Origin of the sequence: Aphanizomenon sp. UHCC 0183 (assembly GCF_009712065.1) — a bacterium.
Classification (GTDB): domain Bacteria; phylum Cyanobacteriota; class Cyanobacteriia; order Cyanobacteriales; family Nostocaceae; genus Dolichospermum; species Dolichospermum heterosporum.
In genome coordinates, this window is record NZ_VILC01000034.1 from 1 (window position 1) to 19,302 (window position 19,302).

The 19,302-nt window shown below is 38.6% G+C and carries 15 protein-coding genes and 1 tRNA gene; 9 read left to right on the plus strand and 7 right to left on the minus strand.

From position 1 onward, the window contains the following. From FJR37_RS13345 to FJR37_RS13360, 4 genes are all read left to right on the plus strand, one after another. Positions 1 to 1,545 (plus strand): serine/threonine-protein kinase (locus FJR37_RS13345; RefSeq protein WP_168466236.1); only part of this gene is annotated, 1,545 nt, incomplete at its 5' end. A gap of 562 nt (positions 1,546 to 2,107) precedes the next feature. After that, positions 2,108 to 3,346, plus strand: coding sequence for a tryptophan synthase subunit beta (trpB, locus tag FJR37_RS13350; RefSeq protein ID WP_039205225.1), 1,239 nt, complete (start codon positions 2,108 to 2,110; stop codon positions 3,344 to 3,346). Positions 3,347 to 3,854: 508 nt separating this feature from the next. After that, positions 3,855 to 4,406, plus strand: a complete 552-nt coding sequence (locus tag FJR37_RS13355; protein ID WP_039205210.1) for a CAP domain-containing protein — start codon at positions 3,855 to 3,857, stop codon at positions 4,404 to 4,406. Positions 4,407 to 4,497: 91 nt separating this feature from the next. After that, a complete protein-coding gene (locus tag FJR37_RS13360) occupies positions 4,498 to 5,127 on the plus strand; it encodes a ribonuclease D (protein ID WP_039205212.1) in 630 nt (209 codons plus the stop codon). 759 nt (positions 5,128 to 5,886) lie between these two features. Here the strand turns inward: FJR37_RS13360 and FJR37_RS13365 are convergent. Next, positions 5,887 to 5,970 (minus strand) — tRNA-Leu (locus FJR37_RS13365). A gap of 284 nt (positions 5,971 to 6,254) precedes the next feature. On the opposite strand from FJR37_RS13365, the gene murA reads away from it, so the two are divergent. Together murA and FJR37_RS13375 are read left to right on the plus strand one after the other, a co-directional pair. Further along, positions 6,255 to 7,634: a UDP-N-acetylglucosamine 1-carboxyvinyltransferase gene (murA, locus tag FJR37_RS13370; protein ID WP_071992814.1), complete on the plus strand. Its 1,380-nt coding sequence runs from the start codon at positions 6,255 to 6,257 to the stop codon at positions 7,632 to 7,634. Positions 7,635 to 7,761: 127 nt separating this feature from the next. Beyond that, complete coding sequence (locus FJR37_RS13375) at positions 7,762 to 8,856, plus strand: Gfo/Idh/MocA family protein (protein WP_039205214.1); 1,095 nt, start codon at positions 7,762 to 7,764, stop codon at positions 8,854 to 8,856. 137 nt (positions 8,857 to 8,993) lie between these two features. Here FJR37_RS13375 and FJR37_RS13380 read toward each other — a convergent pair whose 3' ends face one another. Together FJR37_RS13380 and FJR37_RS13385 are read right to left on the minus strand one after the other, a co-directional pair. After that, positions 8,994 to 9,326, minus strand: a complete 333-nt coding sequence (locus tag FJR37_RS13380) for a hypothetical protein (RefSeq protein WP_217355270.1) — start codon at positions 9,324 to 9,326, stop codon at positions 8,994 to 8,996. Next, on the minus strand, positions 9,320 to 10,639 hold the full coding sequence (locus tag FJR37_RS13385; protein ID WP_039205216.1) for an AAA family ATPase: 1,320 nt from the start codon (positions 10,637 to 10,639) through the stop codon (positions 9,320 to 9,322). Before FJR37_RS13385 ends, FJR37_RS13380 begins: the two co-directional genes overlap by 7 nt. A gap of 124 nt (positions 10,640 to 10,763) precedes the next feature. Between FJR37_RS13385 and FJR37_RS13390 the strand changes: the two genes are divergently transcribed. Next, complete coding sequence (locus tag FJR37_RS13390) at positions 10,764 to 11,519, plus strand: Uma2 family endonuclease (RefSeq protein ID WP_039205219.1); 756 nt, start codon at positions 10,764 to 10,766, stop codon at positions 11,517 to 11,519. On the opposite strand, the gene FJR37_RS13395 is transcribed toward FJR37_RS13390, so the two are convergent. The 3 genes from FJR37_RS13395 to FJR37_RS13405 form a co-directional block, all read right to left on the minus strand. After that, positions 11,520 to 12,290, minus strand: a complete 771-nt coding sequence (locus FJR37_RS13395; protein ID WP_039205221.1) for a nucleoside phosphorylase — start codon at positions 12,288 to 12,290, stop codon at positions 11,520 to 11,522. It abuts the gene before it with no gap. Positions 12,291 to 12,454: 164 nt separating this feature from the next. Continuing rightward, on the minus strand, positions 12,455 to 13,984 hold the full coding sequence (locus tag FJR37_RS13400) for a YifB family Mg chelatase-like AAA ATPase (RefSeq protein ID WP_168466237.1): 1,530 nt from the start codon (positions 13,982 to 13,984) through the stop codon (positions 12,455 to 12,457). 405 nt (positions 13,985 to 14,389) lie between these two features. Beyond that, positions 14,390 to 15,268, minus strand: a complete 879-nt coding sequence (locus FJR37_RS13405) for an Rpn family recombination-promoting nuclease/putative transposase (RefSeq protein WP_168466238.1) — start codon at positions 15,266 to 15,268, stop codon at positions 14,390 to 14,392. Between the two features lie 96 nt (positions 15,269 to 15,364). On the opposite strand from FJR37_RS13405, the gene FJR37_RS13410 reads away from it, so the two are divergent. Then, the gene (locus FJR37_RS13410; RefSeq protein ID WP_168466239.1) at positions 15,365 to 15,715 is read left to right on the plus strand and encodes a histidine triad nucleotide-binding protein; all 351 of its coding nucleotides are present in this window, start codon (positions 15,365 to 15,367) and stop codon (positions 15,713 to 15,715) included. A gap of 356 nt (positions 15,716 to 16,071) precedes the next feature. Next, entirely contained in the window at positions 16,072 to 17,202 is a 1,131-nt protein-coding gene (locus tag FJR37_RS13415; RefSeq protein WP_168466240.1) for an aldo/keto reductase, read from the plus strand. Between the two features lie 64 nt (positions 17,203 to 17,266). Here FJR37_RS13415 and FJR37_RS13420 read toward each other — a convergent pair whose 3' ends face one another. Beyond that, the gene (locus FJR37_RS13420; RefSeq protein ID WP_168466241.1) at positions 17,267 to 19,153 is read right to left on the minus strand and encodes a sodium:proton antiporter; all 1,887 of its coding nucleotides are present in this window, start codon (positions 19,151 to 19,153) and stop codon (positions 17,267 to 17,269) included. Positions 19,154 to 19,302: the final 149 nt, after the last annotated feature.

Here is a 19,302-nt window from a genome sequence, read left to right on the forward strand (position 1 = left end):
CATCAACAAGACACCCCAAAAATCCTCAAAGTCCTCAAAGAAGAATTAACAAATGATAGTAAAGCCTTAGCACTATTTCAACAAGAAGCCAACGTTTTACAACAACTGAATCATCCTGGTATTCCGCAAACAGAAGGTTATTTTCCCTATCAAACCAGAAATAATCTCATCTTGCATTGTATGGTGATGGAAAAAATTGAAGGCCCAAATTTAGAACAATGGTTAAAACAACAACAAAACCGTCCCATTTCTGAAGCCCAAGCCATAGTCTGGTTAAAACAACTATTAGAAATATTAGATTTAGTTCATAACCAACAATACCTACATAGAGATATTAAACCATCAAATATCATGATTCGTCCAGATGGACAATTAGTATTAATTGACTTTGGTACAGCCAGAGAAATTACCAGAACCTATTTAGCCAATGGTGGAGGAATGACAGCAATTTCATCATCAGGTTATAGTCCCCCAGAACAAATGCAAGGACAAGCCATACCTGCATCAGATTTCTTTGCTTTAGGACGGACATTTGTATTTTTATTAACGGGATTTCCCCCCGAACAATTGTATGATCCTCATTTAGATGTTTTACAATGGCGACATCATGCCAATCATATTTCTCCATTATTATTAGATTTCATTGATTGGTTAATGTCAATGGCAGTCAATCAACGTCCTAGCAATGCTGAAGAAATTTCTAGAAGATTAGCAGAAATTGAAGATAACCTCACAAGAAATACCTCCGCAACCGTGAATATTGGCGGGTTAGGAAAAACAGAAATAATTAATAACCCAACTACCAATAATACCGTTATTACCCCGCAAAAACAACCTGAAAAATTACCATTATTATCCTGGTTTGCAGCTTTAATAGTTTCTTTATTACTACTTTGGTGGGTATCATTAGCATTTAGAAATACCAAATTTGCGGCTTTACCTCCTGACTATGGACAAGCACCAGTTAAACAAGGCAAAGTTGATTATTTTCCCTATGAAGAAGGAAAAGATAGTCAAGGGAGAGTTGCCGAATTTAATATTGCGGTTTTATCAGTGGAATATAAATGGCAATTAGGCAGTACATATCAAATTAAATATAATGATCAAACTATTACCCTTGATTCCTTAAAATCTAATTTAGAACAAGAAGGAATTCAGAAAATCATGGAAAATCCCAGTGAGATTATTTCCGTAGGAACAGCTTCTTGCGAAGGTGATATTACCGCCGAACAAAGTCGCGCCTTAGAACGTTCTAAACAAATCCAATTATTAGGAAAAAAGATATTTAGTAGTACATCCAGTGTTAAAGGTTATCGCTTATTGAATTTGGGACAGTTTCAGAGAAAAGATTGTCAAGTAAGCCTTGATTCAACAGCTTATCAACGCAGTATTATTATCATTGGTGTCAAAAAACAAGCTGAAGGGGTAATATTAGATGAAGCCTTAAGAGATAGATTAGAGAAAAAGCCTTTCGCTGATTTTAAATTAGAGGATTATTCTCTCGGTTCAATAGATAAATTTAAAACAGTACCTAGTAATTTATAGTAATTATCTATTGCTCACGAGGGAATAAGATAAAATTCTCTTATTTAACTCTTATTTAAATAGAGAACTCTCTAGTTCCCATGCTCCGCGTGGGAATACAGTTAAGAGGCTCTGCCTCAATTATAAGGGACTTCCAAATAAAAAAATACTCAACCACCTAACGCAAAAATCTCTCAAACCCTTATTCCTCTGTGTCCTCTGCGCCTCTGTGGTTCGTTAATCAGGATAATTTATTTCTTGGAAGTCCCTAACTGGAGGTAGAACCTCTAAAATGGCATTCCCAGTCAGAGACTGGGAACGAGGGAATAAGATAAAATTCCCTTATTTAACTCTTATTTAAATAGAGAACCCTCTAGTTCCCATGCTCCGCGTGGGAATGCAGTTAAGAGGTTCTGCCTCAATTATAACTGGAGGTAGAACCTCTAAAATGGCATTCCCAGTCAGAGACTGGGAACGAGAAACGAGAATTGTGGAGATTGGGAAGGGGGGACTAGCTAGAAGCCCTGACTACAATATTGTTCTAGAATTACAATTAACTTTGTTCTCTTATTTTACCCAATCCGTGACTACTACTCCTCTCTCTCCTCATTTCTCACAAACGGCTTCAGTACCTGATACTCTAGGACGTTTTGGCCGCTTTGGTGGTAAGTATGTTCCTGAAACTTTGATGCCGGCGTTGGCTGAATTAGAAGCAGCATATCAGAAGTATCGCCATGAATCGGCTTTTCAAGCTGAATTACAAGGTTTATTGAAAGATTATGTCGGACGGGCTACTCCTTTGTACTTTGCTGAAAGGCTGACTGCTAATTATGCTCGTCCTGATGGTACAGGGGCGCAAATCTACTTGAAGCGGGAAGATTTGAACCATACTGGCGCACATAAGATTAATAATGCTCTCGGTCAGGTATTATTAGCCAAGCGCATGGGTAAACGGCGGATTATTGCGGAAACTGGTGCAGGACAACATGGTGTAGCAACGGCGACTGTTTGCGCTCGGTTTGGTTTGGAATGTATTATTTACATGGGTGTTCACGACATGGAACGCCAATCTTTAAATGTGTTCAGAATGCGGCTGATGGGGGCGGAAGTTCGTCCGGTGTCTGCGGGGACGGGAACTCTCAAAGATGCCACTTCTGAAGCCATCCGGGACTGGGTAACGAATGTGGAAACGACCCATTACATCCTGGGTTCTGTGGCTGGTCCCCATCCTTACCCGATGATGGTTCGGGATTTTCATGCGGTGATTGGTGAGGAAACTCGCGCTCAAGCGATGGAAAAATGGGGTGGGTTGCCTGATATTCTGGTGGCTTGTGTGGGTGGTGGTTCTAATGCTATGGGACTATTTCACGAGTTTGTGAAAGAATCGTCTGTGCGGTTAATTGGGGTGGAGGCTGCTGGTGAGGGTGTGGATACTGGCAAACACGCAGCTACTCTGACAAAGGGACAGGTTGGTGTGTTACATGGTTCGATGAGTTATCTTTTGCAGGATGATGATGGACAGGTGATTGAACCCCATTCTATTAGTGCTGGGTTGGATTATCCTGGTGTTGGTCCTGAACACAGTTATATGAAGGATATTGGCAGGGCTGAATATTACAGTGTAACGGATGCTGAGGCTTTGGAGGCGTTCCAACGGTTGTCGAAGTTGGAGGGTATTATACCAGCTTTGGAAACTTCTCATGCGATCGCTTACCTGGAAACTCTCTGTCCTCAACTTGCTGGTAGTCCTAAGCTCATTATCAACTGTTCTGGGCGCGGCGATAAGGATGTGCAAACGGCGGCTAAGTTCTTAATTCACTAATTATACCCAACACGGCTTAATTATTTGATTCACAAGGTAGGGGTTTAGCTCATGCTCATTGGTGTCAAATTAACGTAAAACCTCTATCCCGCAAAGAACTCAAGTCATCTCATTCCCAGTCTCTGACTGGGAATGAGATGTGGTAGGGATTTGAGCTTAAGTTGACACCAATGGCTCATGCTTTACCCCTACTGCTATTCCTACCTTGATCTAATTCTTCCTCCTGACTCCTGCTACAAGTTTTTGTCAAAAATAATTGATTAATAAAAATAGTATCTATGACATCTATCATTGGATACTATTTATTACTAATGATTTTGATTAATAATGTAGTGTAAATAACATCTATTAGTTTTATAGTCATGAGTGAGATATGACTGCTTTGAATTGTGAAAATTTGATGATTCTTTAGTTTATATTCGGCAAATAGTATCCTGGTAAGTATTCTGATAATCAGAAGATAGGGTATATATCCAGTAAATCCATACATTACTTAGCTTAAAAATCTATGTTACGACAAACTGCTTTTGGCATCGCTTTAAGTACGCTTGTCATCGCTAGTGGCTATATGACTGCTGCGAATCCAGATAATAGTTCTGCTAAACAAACTGGCGGATATCAGCCTTCATCACTGGTGACAAGTCAAGCCAAAATATCTAATCTTGGGTTTGAAACTACTAATTTAGAGAAATCGGTTTTTACTCAAATTAATCAATATCGGGCAAAACGCGGGCTAAAACAACTAAATTTAAGCGAAAAAATCAGTCAGCAAGCCAGGATTCACAGTCAAAATATGGCGACGGGTGAAGTTCCTTTTAGCCATCAAGGATTTGAACAGCGGGTGATGGCGATTCCTCTTAAATACACTAGTGCGGCAGAAAATGTGGCTTATAATACTGGATATAGCAATCCTGCCAATGAGGCGGTTTCTGGTTGGTTAAAAAGTCCCGGTCATCTGAAGAATCTTCAGGGTAAATATAATTTAACTGGGGTTGGTGTGGCTACTAATCAGAAGGGGGAAGTGTATTTAACGCAAATATTTTTGAATGCTAATAAGTAGGGGTTGCTGATGGGGTAGGAGTCAGGCGGAAGAAAGAAATTTTGGGTCATGTTGTCTGGCAAAATAAAGATAATTTATATTTGATAAGTTCATGACATTACAAGATTTTCAGGTTAGCGATCGCGACTTAAGTGATGAAATTCTGGCTGAGTATTTAAGATATCCGGCGATCGCTGTTGATACGGAAACGATGGGACTTTTACCTGGGCGCGATCGCTTATGTCTAGTTCAACTCTGCAACCCGGAAGGACAAGTCACAGCCATTCGGATCTCTAGAGGACAAACGGTAGCACCAAATTTGAAAGTTTTAATGGAAGCAACTGATATTGTCAAGGTTTTCCACTTTGCCAGATTTGATGTTGCTACTTTACGGCAGAATTTAGATATTATTGTACAGCCCATTTTTTGTACTAAAATTGCTAGTAAGTTAGCTAGAACTTATACAAATCGTCATGGTTTAAAAGATGTGGTTTTAGAGTTGGAAAAAGTGGAATTAGACAAAAGTTCCCAATGTTCTGATTGGGGTAATGCTAGTAATTTATCTGATGCACAATTAAGTTATGCGGCTAATGATGTCCGTTATTTGTTAAGTGTACGAGAAAAGCTTACAACTATGTTAGAACGGGAAGAACGTTCGCAAGTTGCCCAAGAATGTTTTCAAGTTTTACCCACAATAGTTACTTTAGATTTATTACAATTCAAGGATTTATTTGAACATTGATAAGTAGGTTGGCGTTGAAAATTGTCGTTATAGCAAGGCAAGAGGCAAGAGGCAAGAGGCAAGAGGCAAGAGGCAAGAGTAAAGAAGTTTTCAGCGATTTTACGTTTCTTTACACAGTTTGGTTTTAGGGACTTCCAAATAAAAAAATACTCAACCACCTAACGCAAAAATCTCTCAAACCCTTATTCCTCTGTGTCCTCTGCGCCTCTGTGGTTCGTTAATCAGGATAATTTATTTCTTGGAAGTCCCTTATTGTGTTCACCTACTTACAGCAGGAGTCACCATTATTCCTCAAATTACCCCACCCTAACCCTCCCCGATGCTTTGGGGAGGGGACTGATTTTTCCGGTTTCCCCCAAAGCATCGGGGGGATTAAGGGGGATAATTTAACTTGTGTGTACACGATAGCCTTTATAAGGGAAGGGTAGAACATTTGATACAGCAATTATGACTTTTCAAACACCCTCTTAGAGTTATCCAATTTAAAAAGTATCCCAAATTTTCTTGTGGTGCGGGCATCCTGCCCGCTAACTATACAAGAACGTTTTAGAGAACTCCACAAAAAGAAATGCCCAATGTCACGCTGTTCGCGCAGCGTGCCAGAGGCATTACGAAACGAAGTGTAGTGAAGAATCTCTTGAGATGTTTCGTTTCGCTATGGCTAACGCCACGCTCCGCGAACGCTACATTCAGCATGACAAAACAGGATCATTTATTTTGTGGCTTACTCTTAGTAAAAAGCTACATCCAAAATTGATATGCGGAACCCGGGACTTGAACCCGGAAGCCCGTGAAGGCACTAGAACCTGAATCTAGCGCGTCTGCCAATTCCGCCAGTTCCGCAGGGATTGAATCTTATTAACAGTTTATCATTATTGCCTAATTTTTTTGATTTGTCAAGAAAAGATTTGCCAGAATAAAGATGGAACAATTTTAAAATTTTGTTCACATCTAGCCAATCCCCATTTTTCCAATCAAGCTGGCATACTGCATGATAGAATCTAACGACTTTATGGCATTTGACAACTTTAGAGAAAACTCTTCTTTGCTTTTAGCTAGAGGATAATCAACTTAGAATCAAAAGCAACATCAAACCTTTATAATTACGTACTTTTGGAGGTAGGCTTATTAATTCTTCTAGCAGCTTACCAGATGCCAAGTCTTCACTGGCAACAGACTCCTCAGTCTTGCAAATCAGTGGAGGGCATCCTTTGGGGGGTCATGTAAAAATTAGCGGAGCTAAGAATTCCGCCCTGGTAATCATGGCTGGAACATTCCTCTGTTCCGGTGATTGTCGCATTCGCAACGTTCCCTTATTAGCGGACGTAGAACGGATGGGACAAGTTTTATCAGCTTTAGGATTACGTTTAAATAGAGAAGGGGACATTTTAGATGTTGATGCGCGAGAAATTACTACATCTAAAGCCCCTTATGAACTAGTTACCCAACTGCGAGCCAGTTTCTTTGCCATTGGTCCAATTTTAGCTCGATTAGGAGTAGCACAAATGCCCTTACCAGGGGGTTGTGCCATTGGTGCTAGACCGGTAGATTTGCACGTCAGAGGACTGCAAGCAATGGGCGCAGAAGTGTTAATTGAACACGGTATTTGCAATGCTCATGTTCCTGGGAATAATGGCAGATTAACAGGAGCAAAAATCTATTTAGATACTCCCAGTGTTGGTGCGACAGAAACCTTGATGATGGCTGCTACCCTAGCAGATGGAGAAACCATCATTGATAATGCTGCCAGAGAGCCAGAAGTAGTTGATTTAGCTAACTTCTGTAACTCAATGGGAGCAAAAATTCAAGGTGCAGGAACAAGTACAATTACGATAGTTGGTGTACCTAAATTACACTCTACTGATTATACTATTATTCCTGACCGCATTGAAGCAGGAACATTATTAATTGCTGGTGCAATTACCCGTTCTGAACTACTTCTATCTCCTGTTGTACCAGATCATTTAATCCCCGTTATTGCCAAGTTACAGGAGATTGGTGTATCTATTATTGAGGAAGGGAAAGATTGCTTACGGATTTTGCCAGCGAAAACTCTCAAAGCTATAAATATTGATACCTTGCCCCATCCTGGCTTTCCTACGGATATGCAAGCACCTTTCATGGCTTTACTAACTGTAGCTGAAGGTGACAGTATCATTAACGAATCAGTCTTTGAAAATCGCTTGCGTCATGCTTCTGAGTTAAATCGTCTGGGCGCAGATATCCGTGTTAAAGGTAATACTGCTTTTGTTCGGGGAGTGCCAGTGTTATCGGGCGCACCAGTCATAGGCACGGATTTAAGAGCTTCCGCAGCTTTAGTCATAGCCGGATTAGCAGCGACGGGAACAACCATTGTTCAAGGATTACACCACTTAGATCGAGGCTATGATCGCCTGGATCTGAAGTTACAGCAATTAGGAGCGAAAATTCTGCGCGTAAATGAAGCATCGAAAGATGTAGATTTACTTGCTAATAACACTATTACCCCACCCTCAGTTTCTATCTAAGGTTTGAGTATTTTGTCTTTGTGAACTTGATGGCGATTATTTTTATTTATTAATAATTTTCGCCATTAACTTTCTGAAAATCCAATTAATCTGTACAATTATTAAGTAAATTTTATAAAAACTAAACATGATTGGGGTAGCAGTTGTTGGTACGGGATTTGGTCAAAAAGTTCATATTCCTACATTTCAAGCACATCATAATACTAAAATCGTTGCTGTTTATCATCGAGATATTAATAAAGCAAGAACTATTGCTGCCAGTCATAATATCCCCTATGCAAGCGCTAATTTAGCAGAAATTCTAGCTTTACCCACAGTTGAAGCTGTCAGCATTTCCACACCGCCATTTTTGCATTATGAAATGGCTAAACAGGTTTTGCAAGCTGGTAAACATCTCTTGTTAGAAAAACCTATAACTTTAAATGTCACTGAAGCTAAAGAATTGTATCAGTTAGCAAAGAGTCAAGATGTAATTGCAACTGTAGATTTTGAATTTCGGTTTGTTCCAGAATGGCAATTTTTCGCTCAACTTCTGGCTGCAAATTATGTGGGGAATATCCGATTAATTAAAATTGATTGGTTGGGTTCTTCTCGCGCTGATACTTCTCGTCCTTGGAATTGGTATTCTAGTAAAGAAAAAGGTGGAGGTGCTTTAGGTTCTTTAGGTTCTCATGCTTTCGATTATATTAATTGGTTATTCGGTTCAGTTGGTAAATTAAATGCTCATTTAACTACTGCTATTTCGGAAAGAGTGAACCCTGAAAATGGAGAATTACAAGCCGTTGATACTGATGATACTTGTTTATTATCTTTGGAATTAGTAAATGGTACACCTTGTCAAGTTTCTATTAGTGCAGTTGTTCATGCAGCAAGAACTCATTGGATAGAAGTATATGGAGATAAGGGAACTTTGGTTTTAGGTAGCAAGAATCAAAAAGACTATATTCATGGTTTTCAAATTTGGGGTTCTCAACCGGGTGAATCTTTAAAAGAAATAGCAGTTCCGCAACAATTTCTCTTTCCTCAAAATTATCATGATGGGCGAATTTGTGCTTTTCTTCGGGTTGTTGATGAATGGGTAAAAGGAATTACTAATCATCAACAAACTATACCTTCTTTGCGGGAAGGGGTTTATTCACAATTGTTAATGGATTTATCCCATAAATCTCATGAAACAGGAAGTTGGGTAAATGTGCCAAATTTGGGAGAGTTTTTAGATTAGGTCAATGATGATGACTAATAATTAGGGTTTGCTGAAAAAGTTGTCTGTGAGAGCTAGGAGTCAGGAGTCAGGAGTCAGGAGTCAGGAGTCAGGAGTCAGGAGTCAGGAGGAAGAATTAGAAGAAGAGAAGAATAGTATTAAATATCATGACATTCAGTTATTTTAGATATTGCTGATATAAACTTCTCCTTTTGAGAATTAACATCTCGACAGTCTAAATCATCAAAAACTAAAATTAAATCACATTTTTTAGGTTCGCATTGCAAAGCAATAGGTAATTCTTGGGTAATTTGTTCAATTAAACTTTTACCTGTTTTACCATAACCAGTTACCTTCCCAGGTTTTGGTCCTGGTTTTATTCTTGCTGGTGTTTTCCGTTCAAATTGACAACCAGGAAAATTCTTTTGTAAAAAAGGAATTAATCCTCTAACTTCCGCTTCTCCACCACCTGCAAATACCCAAACTACCACGGCCATCCTCCCACAGTAGGATCTCCTACACGGTATAAATCACCTAATTGCCATCCTTCTTCTAGTTTTTGATCTAAAATTTCATGAGAGAGTGTTTTCATAGAAAAATGCGTCTTATCTTGAGAATAAAAACAATAAACATTTTCTAAGGAATCTGTAAAATGATCTAAAAGATCAGGACTATGAGTAGTGATAATAATTTGAGTTTTTCTAGCAGCTTGTTTAATCCATTCTGCTAAAATTGGCATCCAAGATACGTGCAAACCTAATTCTGGTTCATCAATAACTAATAAGGAAGGTAAAATAGGAGAATGTAATATAGTCGCCCAGCATAACATTCTTACCGTTCCATCTGACATTTCTGTAAGATAAAATGGTTCTTTAATATCTTCAAAATGCCATTCTAATGTTAATGATAAACGCCCAGAACGAATGGAACGTAGCCGACGAGTTTGAGGCAAAATAGACTTCATAGCATTATTAATACTGTCTTCAAAATCAATATTTTCCTGGGTTAAGTTTTCAAATACTAAAGGTAAATTATTTCCTGATGTAGATAAATAAATATCATTTCCTCCTATTTTTGGTTCTGAATTTCTAATTTGATGCAAATCCATGTTATTCGCATTATAAAATTGCCATTGAGAAATAAATGCAATTAACTCTCTTCTAACTTTATAAGCAGGTGTGGTTAGTGTAGTTATCAGTTTATTTTGGCTATTTTCCAATAATTCTGAAAGTGCATTTAAACCTAAAATATTTGCAGGAATATTATCTAATACTTCAAAATGTGTTCCTACTTTCTGTTCAGATTGGTTATAGACTGATATAACACCTTTACCTATATTTTGCAGTTTTGGATCATGAAATTTATAATAATAAAAAGGTGATGACTCTGGATTGGGTAAATCATCTCCACTATATAAAGATTCTTGATGAATAGTTAATTTCTGTTTTTTTCTATCTACAAATAAATCAATATCCAGAATTGGACTTTTAATTCGACTACTATATTGTAATATTTCCGAAAACCCATATTGTAATTTAATTACAGCAGGACTATCAACACTATTATCTAAAATCCTATCATTACCAAACCTACTAATTGCTTCTTCAAAACTAGTAATACCACGACTTTCATCAGGAATACTAGTTAAACAATCCTTTAAAAATTTTAATGTACTGATAAAATTACTTTTTCCAGAACCATTTGATCCTATAAAAATATTGAGATTTTTTAACTCTACAGATTGAGATAACGAGAGATTTTTATAGTTTTGGGTAAAAATAAATTTAAGAATTGGTTGATCCATATTTTTTAATTTAAACTATATAAAAATGTTTTTTGGCTGAGAAAATTATACAATATTTTTTCTGATATTTACAATAAAAATATATTAGGATACAATAAAAATAAATCAACCAAAGGTGGCGTTTATGGCAACCCTACTCAGTGAAACCAAATCACAGACTGGACTGGTCATCTCTTGGGAAGCCTTACCCGATGATTTTCAGTTAGAGGATGAACCAGTGGAAAATACAGGACAGCCACTTTTAGCGGGGGCTTTGCGGGAAAGTTTAGAAATCAGTGGATTTATTCAACCACAGATGTTAATCGCTGCCAATTTCGGGCTGTGTGCCACATTAAATGAGCAATTTGTGGCTAAAGCACCTGATTGGGTATATGTGCCTTCTGTTAAAGAGATATTAGCAGAACGGAAAAGCTATACACCCAATTTGGAAGGGGATATACCTGCTGTAGTGATGGAGTTTTTATCAGATAAAGACGGTGGAGAATATTCAGTTAAGCGTACCTATCCGCCGGGAAAATGGTTTTTTTATGAACAAATTTTACAAGTTGCCATTTACATCATATTTGAGCCAAATGGGGGATTATTAGAATATTATCAACTGGAAAATGGACGTTATGAATTAAAACAACCAGATGAGAATGGTCGTCATTGGATTGAAGAAATGGGACTGTTTTTAGGAACTTGGCGAGGTGCAAAAGAAGGACGGACTGGCTATTGGTTAAGATGGTGGGATCAAACAGGTAATTTGTTACCTTGGGCTGTGGAACAAATTGAACAGGAACGCCAACGGGCTGAACAAGAACGGGAGGAAAAAGAACGGCTAATAGCTTATTTGCGATCGCAGGGAATTGACCCCAATAATTTGCCCAAAGATGCTTAACTAGATATTTGCAGCCGCACGGATAGCAGTTAAAATGGCATTGTTGATAGCTAAATCCTTTTTTGATAAAATAACGTCTTCTGACATGGTACGTTGAGCAACGACAGCACAAACAGCCGCAGCGGCGAAGTTATAAACACCTGCCATTTTGAATAACATTCCTGCTTCCATTTCGTAATTCAAAATATTTAAGCGGCGATATTCTTCGGTAATTCCATTAAGAGATCGGATTAAATAAGGATTAGCTGAATCAGTCCGTTCTTGTCCTTCATAAAAGGTATCAACTGATGCTGTAATTCCTAAATAATGCTCAATTTTTAATTCTTGTGCTGCTTTGACTAAAGCCACTGTGAGAAAAGGATCTGCTGTGGCTGGATACTCTACAGGTGCAATATCATTAGCTGCACCTTGACGACACAAAGCCGCGTTACTAATAACAATACTCCCAACGGATATATGAGGTTGAATTGAGCCACAAGTACCAATGCGAATAATTTTTTGAATACCTACTTGTACTAACTCATTAACCACAATACTCAAAGAAGGCGCACCCATACCACTAGTAGCAGATAAAATCTTTTTTCCATTGGGTAAATCGCCTAAATAGCTATGAAGTCCCCGATTTTCTGATAGTAACTGCACATTTTGTAAATGAGTTTGGGCGATAAAATTAGCCCGCTGGGGATCACCTGATAATAAAGCAATTTCGGGAGGAAATTCACCTAAATCTGCTTTGCTAAAACCAATATGATATAGCATTTTATTATTCATGTTTTTCTAGTTGATTAAGTAGTGAGACAAAATTAATTACACAATGTCATTGCGTAAGCATTGCGTGGCGTTAGCCATATGGAACGAAGTGAAATGAAGCAATTCCAAGGGTTGTGATTGCTTCCCTTCGCTCGCAATGACTGTAAATATTTTTGTCCAATTACTTACTGCATTCTATCAATTGTCCGATATTGAATTGCTTCGGCTACGTGCTGGGGTTTGAGGTTTTCATTTCCCGCTAAATCTGCTATAGTTCGTGCTACTTTGAGAATGCGATCGCTCGCTCTTGCAGATAAGCCTAATTTCCTAATAGCTGCTTCTAATAAATTCCGACTTGCATCATCTAATTGACACCATTTTTGCAAATGACGACTTTGCATTTGAGCATTACATTGTAAATCTTCTTTTTGAAACCGAATTACAGCCTTTTCTCTAGCTTTTTCCACTCGTTCAGCTACGGATTTTGATGATTCTCCTGTTGGTTGTTGGGTAATTTCCTCTGGTTTCAAACGATTGACTGCTACTTGCAAATCAATTCTATCCATTAATGGTCCAGACAATTTTGCCCAATATTGTTCCCGTTGTCGAGGTGAACAAGTACAGCCTTGAATTGTATCGCCATAATAACCACAAGGGCAGGGATTTGTACTAGCTACTAATGTAAATTGTGCGGGAAAAGTAACAGATTGTTTAGTTCGGGAAATGGTCACAAAACCATCTTCTAACGGTTGACGTAAAAACTCTAAAACATCTCTTTTAAATTCTGTTAATTCGTCTAAAAAAAGTACACCTCTGTGGGATAATGAAATTTCGCCAGGACGGGGAAAAGTGCCACCACCAACCAAAGATGGACCAGATGCGGAATGGTGGGGACTCCGAAAAGGTCTTTCTCTAACTAAAGAACCCCGATTTTTCAACAATCCAGCCACAGAATGAATGCGTGTTACTTCCAAAGATTCAGGAAAACTTAAAGGTGGTAAAATTCCCGATAACCGCCGTGCTAACATCGTTTTTCCGCTTCCTGGTGGTCCAACAAAAATCAAATTGTGTCCCCCCGCAGCCGCAATTTCTAAAGCCCTGCGGGCGTGTGCTTGTCCTTTGACATCCTGCAAATCTGCTAAATTTAAAGATATTGACTGGGAAGTTTCAATTGTTTGATTTAACTGGACAGGTTGGTATTTTTTAGGATTATTTAATAAGTCCACGACATCAGCAACATCTTTGCAACCATAAACCGTTAAACCTTCAACAACAGCAGCTTCTTGGGCATTATCAATAGGAACAACTAAACCCGCAATTCCCATTTTCTTTGCAGTTGCAGCAATCGGTAAAACACCAGCAACCGGACGCAAACTGCCATCTAGAGAAACTTCACCTAAAAATAAAAAATCTCCCAATAAATCAGCGTTAACTTGTTCAGAAGCTGCTAAAATTCCCACACTAATTGGTAAATCAAAAGCTGGTCCCTCTTTTCTCAAATCTGCGGGAGTTAGGTTAATGACAATTTTCCGTATGGGAAAGGCAAAACCCGCATTTTTCAAAGTGGCTTTTACCCGTTCTTTAGATTCTTGAATAGCCGAATCTGGTAAACCTAAAATCACAATTCCCGGTAAACCACCGGAAACATCAACTTCCACACCCACTTTTACAGCGTCAATCCCGATAATAGATGCACTCCAAACTCTAGCCAGCATTTTTTATATATGAATAAACCTTGAGGATATCAAAGCAGATTTTTAGGTAAATTAACAATGAGTGAAATCACTGAATAAAAATGTTCTTAAAAACTTCTAAAACAACCTCTAAGAGGTTGTTTTGAAAGTATTAGATGAAACCGATAATCTCCAGAAACCTAACCCCCCTTCCCTACGCTATCGTGTACACACAAGTTAAATTACCCCCCTTAATCCCCCCTTATAAAGGGGGGAAACCGGAAAAATTAGTTCCCTCCCCTTTGCAAGGGGAGGGTTAGGGTGGGGTAATTTGAGGAATAATGGTGATTCGATAACTTGTGTGTACACCGTAGCCCCTTTGCAAGGGGAGGGAAAAGGAATAACATTTAATACTGGAGAGGTTTACGAGAGGGGTTTATTTATACATTAAAAACTTTTTAAACATCCTCTTAATTCCTCTAAACTTTCAACCGTGAGGATTGAACGTTGAATTGTTTTTAGTGTCTCAAGATCAGATATTTGTGATATTTTCGGTATGAATCTTAATCCTTCATTACCAAATTTTACTTCTAAACATAACTCAATGCTAGAGAGTCTGTCTTTTCTTTCACCTTGTTGTTCACCTTGTTGCATTCCTTGTTGCATTCCTTGTTGCAATATTTCCTGATACCAAGGTGATTCGCGTAAAACTGTCATATCCCACCTCATAATTTCTTGAACTAAGGAACTATCTAATACAAACGTAGCAAAAAAAGCAAGAACCGTTTCTAGTTGATTTAATTGTTCATCAGCTTGCAATAAACGCAATGCTTCCCGAATTATAGATTCATCTTCACCACCTTTGAGAATCGGCACAAAAGGCAATAGAGACGGTAAAGGTTGTTCTAAAGCAATTTTAACATCTACTTCCCATAGGTTAATTACACGGTAATCTTGACGAACTTGTAAGCCAGCAAGATTAGATTCATATCGCGTTGGGATTTCAGCATCACCTGTTTTGAGAATGTTAATTAGTACAGGATATGTGGGTAATTTATATTTTTCTTCAGCTAATCCTGCATAAGCTCGCATCCTTCGCGGCAGTTCTGATTTATACCGCAATTGCAATTCATTAAGAACCATAAATTGCCCATATTCTTTACTTTCAGCACGGATAAGTACATCACTTTCTCTACTAATCCATTGAAATTCAGAATTGAGAATTTCTCCAGCAATCACATCTGGGATTTGCGTTACCCATTTTACCCAATTATTGGGTGCAAGACTAATTAAGCGTTTGGTACTAACATCCGCAGGTTTGGCCATAAAACTATAGATGCACTAACTACACACCATCTTAACTTTTTATCGCCTGTTCGAGCGATCGCTTAAAATCTTTAACAGATGAGTAATTAAAACTGCATGAGTCCCAACACAGAAACCATTTTCAGTAAAATCATTCGTAAAGAAATTCCCGCGAATATTGTTTATGAAGACGATTTAGCCCTAGCCTTTACAGATGTTAACCCCCAAGCACCAGTTCATATCCTCGTTATTCCCAAAAAACCCATAGTCAACCTAGCTACCGCAGAACCAGAAGATGCAGCACTTTTAGGACACCTGTTATTAACAGTCCAGAAAGTTGCAGCAGCAGCGGGACTAGAAGACGGTTATCGCGTCGTTATGAATACTGGCGCTGATGGTGGTCAAACAGTATATCATTTGCATATACACATCCTTGGTCGTCGTCCTATGTCCTGGCCTCCAGGTTAATTATAGCGTTTTCCAGTCATGCACAGAAAGCTGATTTCTGTGCTATTTTTACGGATTTAACAGACAAATAATCTTGGCTTTGTTACTTAGAGACTTCCAAGAAATAAATTATCCCAAGAAACGAACCACAGAGGCACAGAGTACACAGAGAGAGAATTTTTGCATCAGTTTTGGGACATTTTTTTATTTGGAAGTCTCTTACTAACTCAAGTTGCTAGTTATCTAGTTGAGGCTGGTAATAGGTGATAAAATTCCAGTTCTCATCCTGTACATCCTTAAATCCTGGACATCCTGATAGCGAAGCGTGGCGTTAGCCATTTCTGAAAATTTCTCTAACTAGCAACTTACGTTACTATATGCAATATCGTCGGTTTGGTAAAACTAATTTATATCTTTCTGTTTTTTCTTTGGGAACAATGCGCTGTTTAACTGATAGCGAAAATGTCCAACAACTTCTGGAAAAAGCCTTATCTTTAGGAATTAATCATTTAGAAACTGCTAGAGGTTACGGTGACAGTGAAGCATATTTAGGTAACGCTATAAAAGCTGGTTTATCAGTACCTCGCAGTCAAATTCACATTACTACCAAAATTCCCCCGACACCTGATGCTGATTCTATGGGTCGGTATATTGACGAATCTTTAAATCGCTTGAATTTAGATTATCTGGATTGTTTAGGAATTCATGGATTAAATACTTGGCAACATTTAGAATGGGTACAAGCTAAAAATGGCTGTATGCAAGCTGTTGAGGAAGCTATTAATGATGGGAGAGTGCGACATCTTGGGTTTTCTACTCACGGTTCATTAGATGTAATTTTAGCAGCGATAAATACAAATCTTTTTGAATTTGTTAATCTCCATTATTACTATTTTTTTCAACATAATGCCCCCGCTATTAAGTTAGCAAAAGAGAAAGATATGGGCGTTTTTATTATTTCTCCTGCGGATAAGGGCGGAAAATTATATACTCCACCCCAAACTTTAAAGGAACTTTGTTACCCATTTACACCATTAGATCTAAATTATCGGTTTTTGCTGAGTGATAACCACATTCATACTTTGAGTATAGGACCGGCAAACCAGGAAGAATTAGTAATATCTCCAGAACTTTTTGAGAAGAAAAATGAATTAACAAAAGCCGAAATTGCCATTTTTGAAAGATTAGAAAATCAGCAAAATAATGTTTTATTAACCGATAAATGTAGTCAATGTTATGCCTGTTTACCTTGCCCGGAAAATATTCATATTCCCGAAGTTTTAAGATTACGAAATTTAGCCGTAGCTTATGATATGACAGATTATGGTAAATATCGTTATGGAATGTTTGAAAATGCCGGTCATTGGTTTCCAGGAATGAAAGCCAACCGTTGTACAGAATGTGGTGATTGTTTGCCCAAATGTCCAGAAAATTTAGATATTCCTACTTTGCTAAAAGATACCCATGAAAGATTGCAGGGAAAAGCAGGAAGAAGATTATGGGGGTAAACTATTGAATCTTTCTTCTGACAATTGACAACGGACAACGGACAACTGACAACTGACTTAAAATCTAAGCTTCTTTAGCTCTTACTTCCTCAACTTCTGCCAATGTTTCCATAGTTAGGGGTGTAGATTGACTAGCACCGGAGAGAAGTTTTAACAAATTAGGACGGGAATCATATAATAGATAGATAATGCGATCGCCTATTTCCCACTGTTGGCTTGCAGACATCACCTGTAACCGTTCTTCTCGTTCTAACAATAGTGGTACTAAGATCCCATCTCGAATTTTTTCTTGTATATGTTCATGTTGAGAGTCAAATTCCGCCGCATTTAGTGTAGTTGTTCCTAATTTCACCTGTCCATTCATCAAATATTCATTCCAAGTTTTTACCGATAAATCAGGGACAAAGGCTTGCTCAACCTTACTATTAACCAAAGGAGAACCTTGGGGATGATGGGGAAATATAGCTAAAACCCGGGGAGGATTAAATTCCTCAGCAGCCCGTTGAGCTAAGACAAAATTCACCTCACCATTACTTGTAATAGCTAAAAAAGTCCCCATCGAACCAATACCAGCTTCTTCCAGTATTTCCCCATCTAAAGCACTACTAGCAATCACCCGCAGATTTTGGGCTTCAGCTTGGGCTAAACGTTCCGGGTCAGTATCAATCATCACCACACTTTCTCCCCGTTCTTGAAAAAAGCGGGCAATTAATAAACCCAGGGGATTACAGCCGACAATTACCGCCCCAGTTGCATCTTTAGAGGTAATTCGTAACCATTTAACCAACCAGCCAGCGGTTAAACCTTGACAAAAAACCGTCATGATAATTGTCAAAAAGACTAAGGCTTTAATCGAATCACCACCATTAATGCCCCTCTGCGTCAGTAAAATCGCAAATAAAGACGCTACAGAGGCGGAAACTATGCCTCTGGGTGCAACCCAACTTAAAAATAGTTTCTGTCGCCAATTTAGATCACTATTCCAAGTACACAAAATAATGTTAATGGGGCGAACAACAAACATTAACACCAAAACGGTGAATAAACTCCCCCAACCTAAAGCGAAGACACTGGCAATGGATAAATCAGCCGCTAGGAGGATGAATAATACAGAAACGCTGAGAATTGTCAGTTGATTTTTAAAGCTTCGCAATAAACGCTCTTCGGGAACTGAAGAGTTAGCAAATACCGCACCTGCTACTACTGTGGTCATGATTCCCGATTCAGAGCGAATCATTTGCGATAGGGCAAACAACACCCATAAAACTGCCAGTACAACCAGATTTTTCAGTTCAAAAGAGATGAAATTGGCGCGTTTAAACATCCAACTCATTAAATATCCACCAACGCCACCAATGCCCGCACCCACAGCGAAACGTAAAATTAGACCAATAATGGCATTAATGGGGTCTGTATCACCGTTTAAAATTGTATCCAAGACAACGTAAGCCAGGATAGCTCCCACGGGATCTATTAAAACTCCTTCGCCTTCTAATAGCGTTGCTACTTGTCTATCTACGTTAATTTGTTGAATTAATGGACCAATTACGGTCGGTCCGGTGACAACAACAATGGACGCATAAAGCACTGCTATATTCCAGGGAAACTCCCCTAGCCAGTGCGCCGCAAGACTTCCCCCTAGTAGGGTGATCAGAGTTCCCAAGGTGACGAGTAACTGGAGACTGAGGGAAACTTTGCCCAACTCCTGCCGATCTAATTTGAGTCCTCCTTCAAACAAAATGATTGCTGTTGCTAGGGAAACAATCACTTCTAATCCTGTTCCTAGTAAATGGGGTTGTAATATTCCCAGCCCGTCTTTACCTAACAGGATGCCTAATAAGAGTAGTAACACGATGCTAGGTAATTTGAAATATGCAGCCATTACCTGGGCGCTAATGCCTGCAAAAACAGTGATCACCATCTGGAGGGTGATTTCAAAAGGTGCTTCCATGTTGTAGATTTTGAGCCATTGATTTCAAAATCCTCTCTAAAGAATCATAAACATTAAGTTTACAAAAATTGTAGTCTGATTATTTTTTTTGGCAAAAGGCAAGAGGTGAAGGCAAGTAGGGGGGGTAGGGGAGGTAGGGGGGGTAGGGG

Excerpts from the sequence above, each read along its gene's own strand:
- FJR37_RS13355 (WP_039205210.1), top strand. The coding sequence starts at position 3,855 with ATGTTACGACAAACTGCTTTTGGCATCGCTTTAAGTACGCTTGTCATC.
- FJR37_RS13360 (WP_039205212.1), top strand. The coding sequence starts at position 4,498 with ATGACATTACAAGATTTTCAGGTTAGCGATCGCGACTTAAGTGATGAA.
- FJR37_RS13375 (WP_039205214.1), top strand. The coding sequence starts at position 7,762 with ATGATTGGGGTAGCAGTTGTTGGTACGGGATTTGGTCAAAAAGTTCAT.
- FJR37_RS13385 (WP_039205216.1), bottom strand. The coding sequence starts at position 10,639 with ATGGATCAACCAATTCTTAAATTTATTTTTACCCAAAACTATAAAAAT.
- FJR37_RS13390 (WP_039205219.1), top strand. The coding sequence starts at position 10,764 with ATGGCAACCCTACTCAGTGAAACCAAATCACAGACTGGACTGGTCATC.
- FJR37_RS13395 (WP_039205221.1), bottom strand. The coding sequence starts at position 12,290 with ATGAATAATAAAATGCTATATCATATTGGTTTTAGCAAAGCAGATTTA.
- FJR37_RS13400 (WP_168466237.1), bottom strand. The coding sequence starts at position 13,984 with ATGCTGGCTAGAGTTTGGAGTGCATCTATTATCGGGATTGACGCTGTA.
- FJR37_RS13405 (WP_168466238.1), bottom strand. The coding sequence starts at position 15,268 with ATGGCCAAACCTGCGGATGTTAGTACCAAACGCTTAATTAGTCTTGCA.
- FJR37_RS13410 (WP_168466239.1), top strand. The coding sequence starts at position 15,365 with ATGAGTCCCAACACAGAAACCATTTTCAGTAAAATCATTCGTAAAGAA.
- FJR37_RS13415 (WP_168466240.1), top strand. The coding sequence starts at position 16,072 with ATGCAATATCGTCGGTTTGGTAAAACTAATTTATATCTTTCTGTTTTT.
- FJR37_RS13420 (WP_168466241.1), bottom strand. The coding sequence starts at position 19,153 with ATGGAAGCACCTTTTGAAATCACCCTCCAGATGGTGATCACTGTTTTT.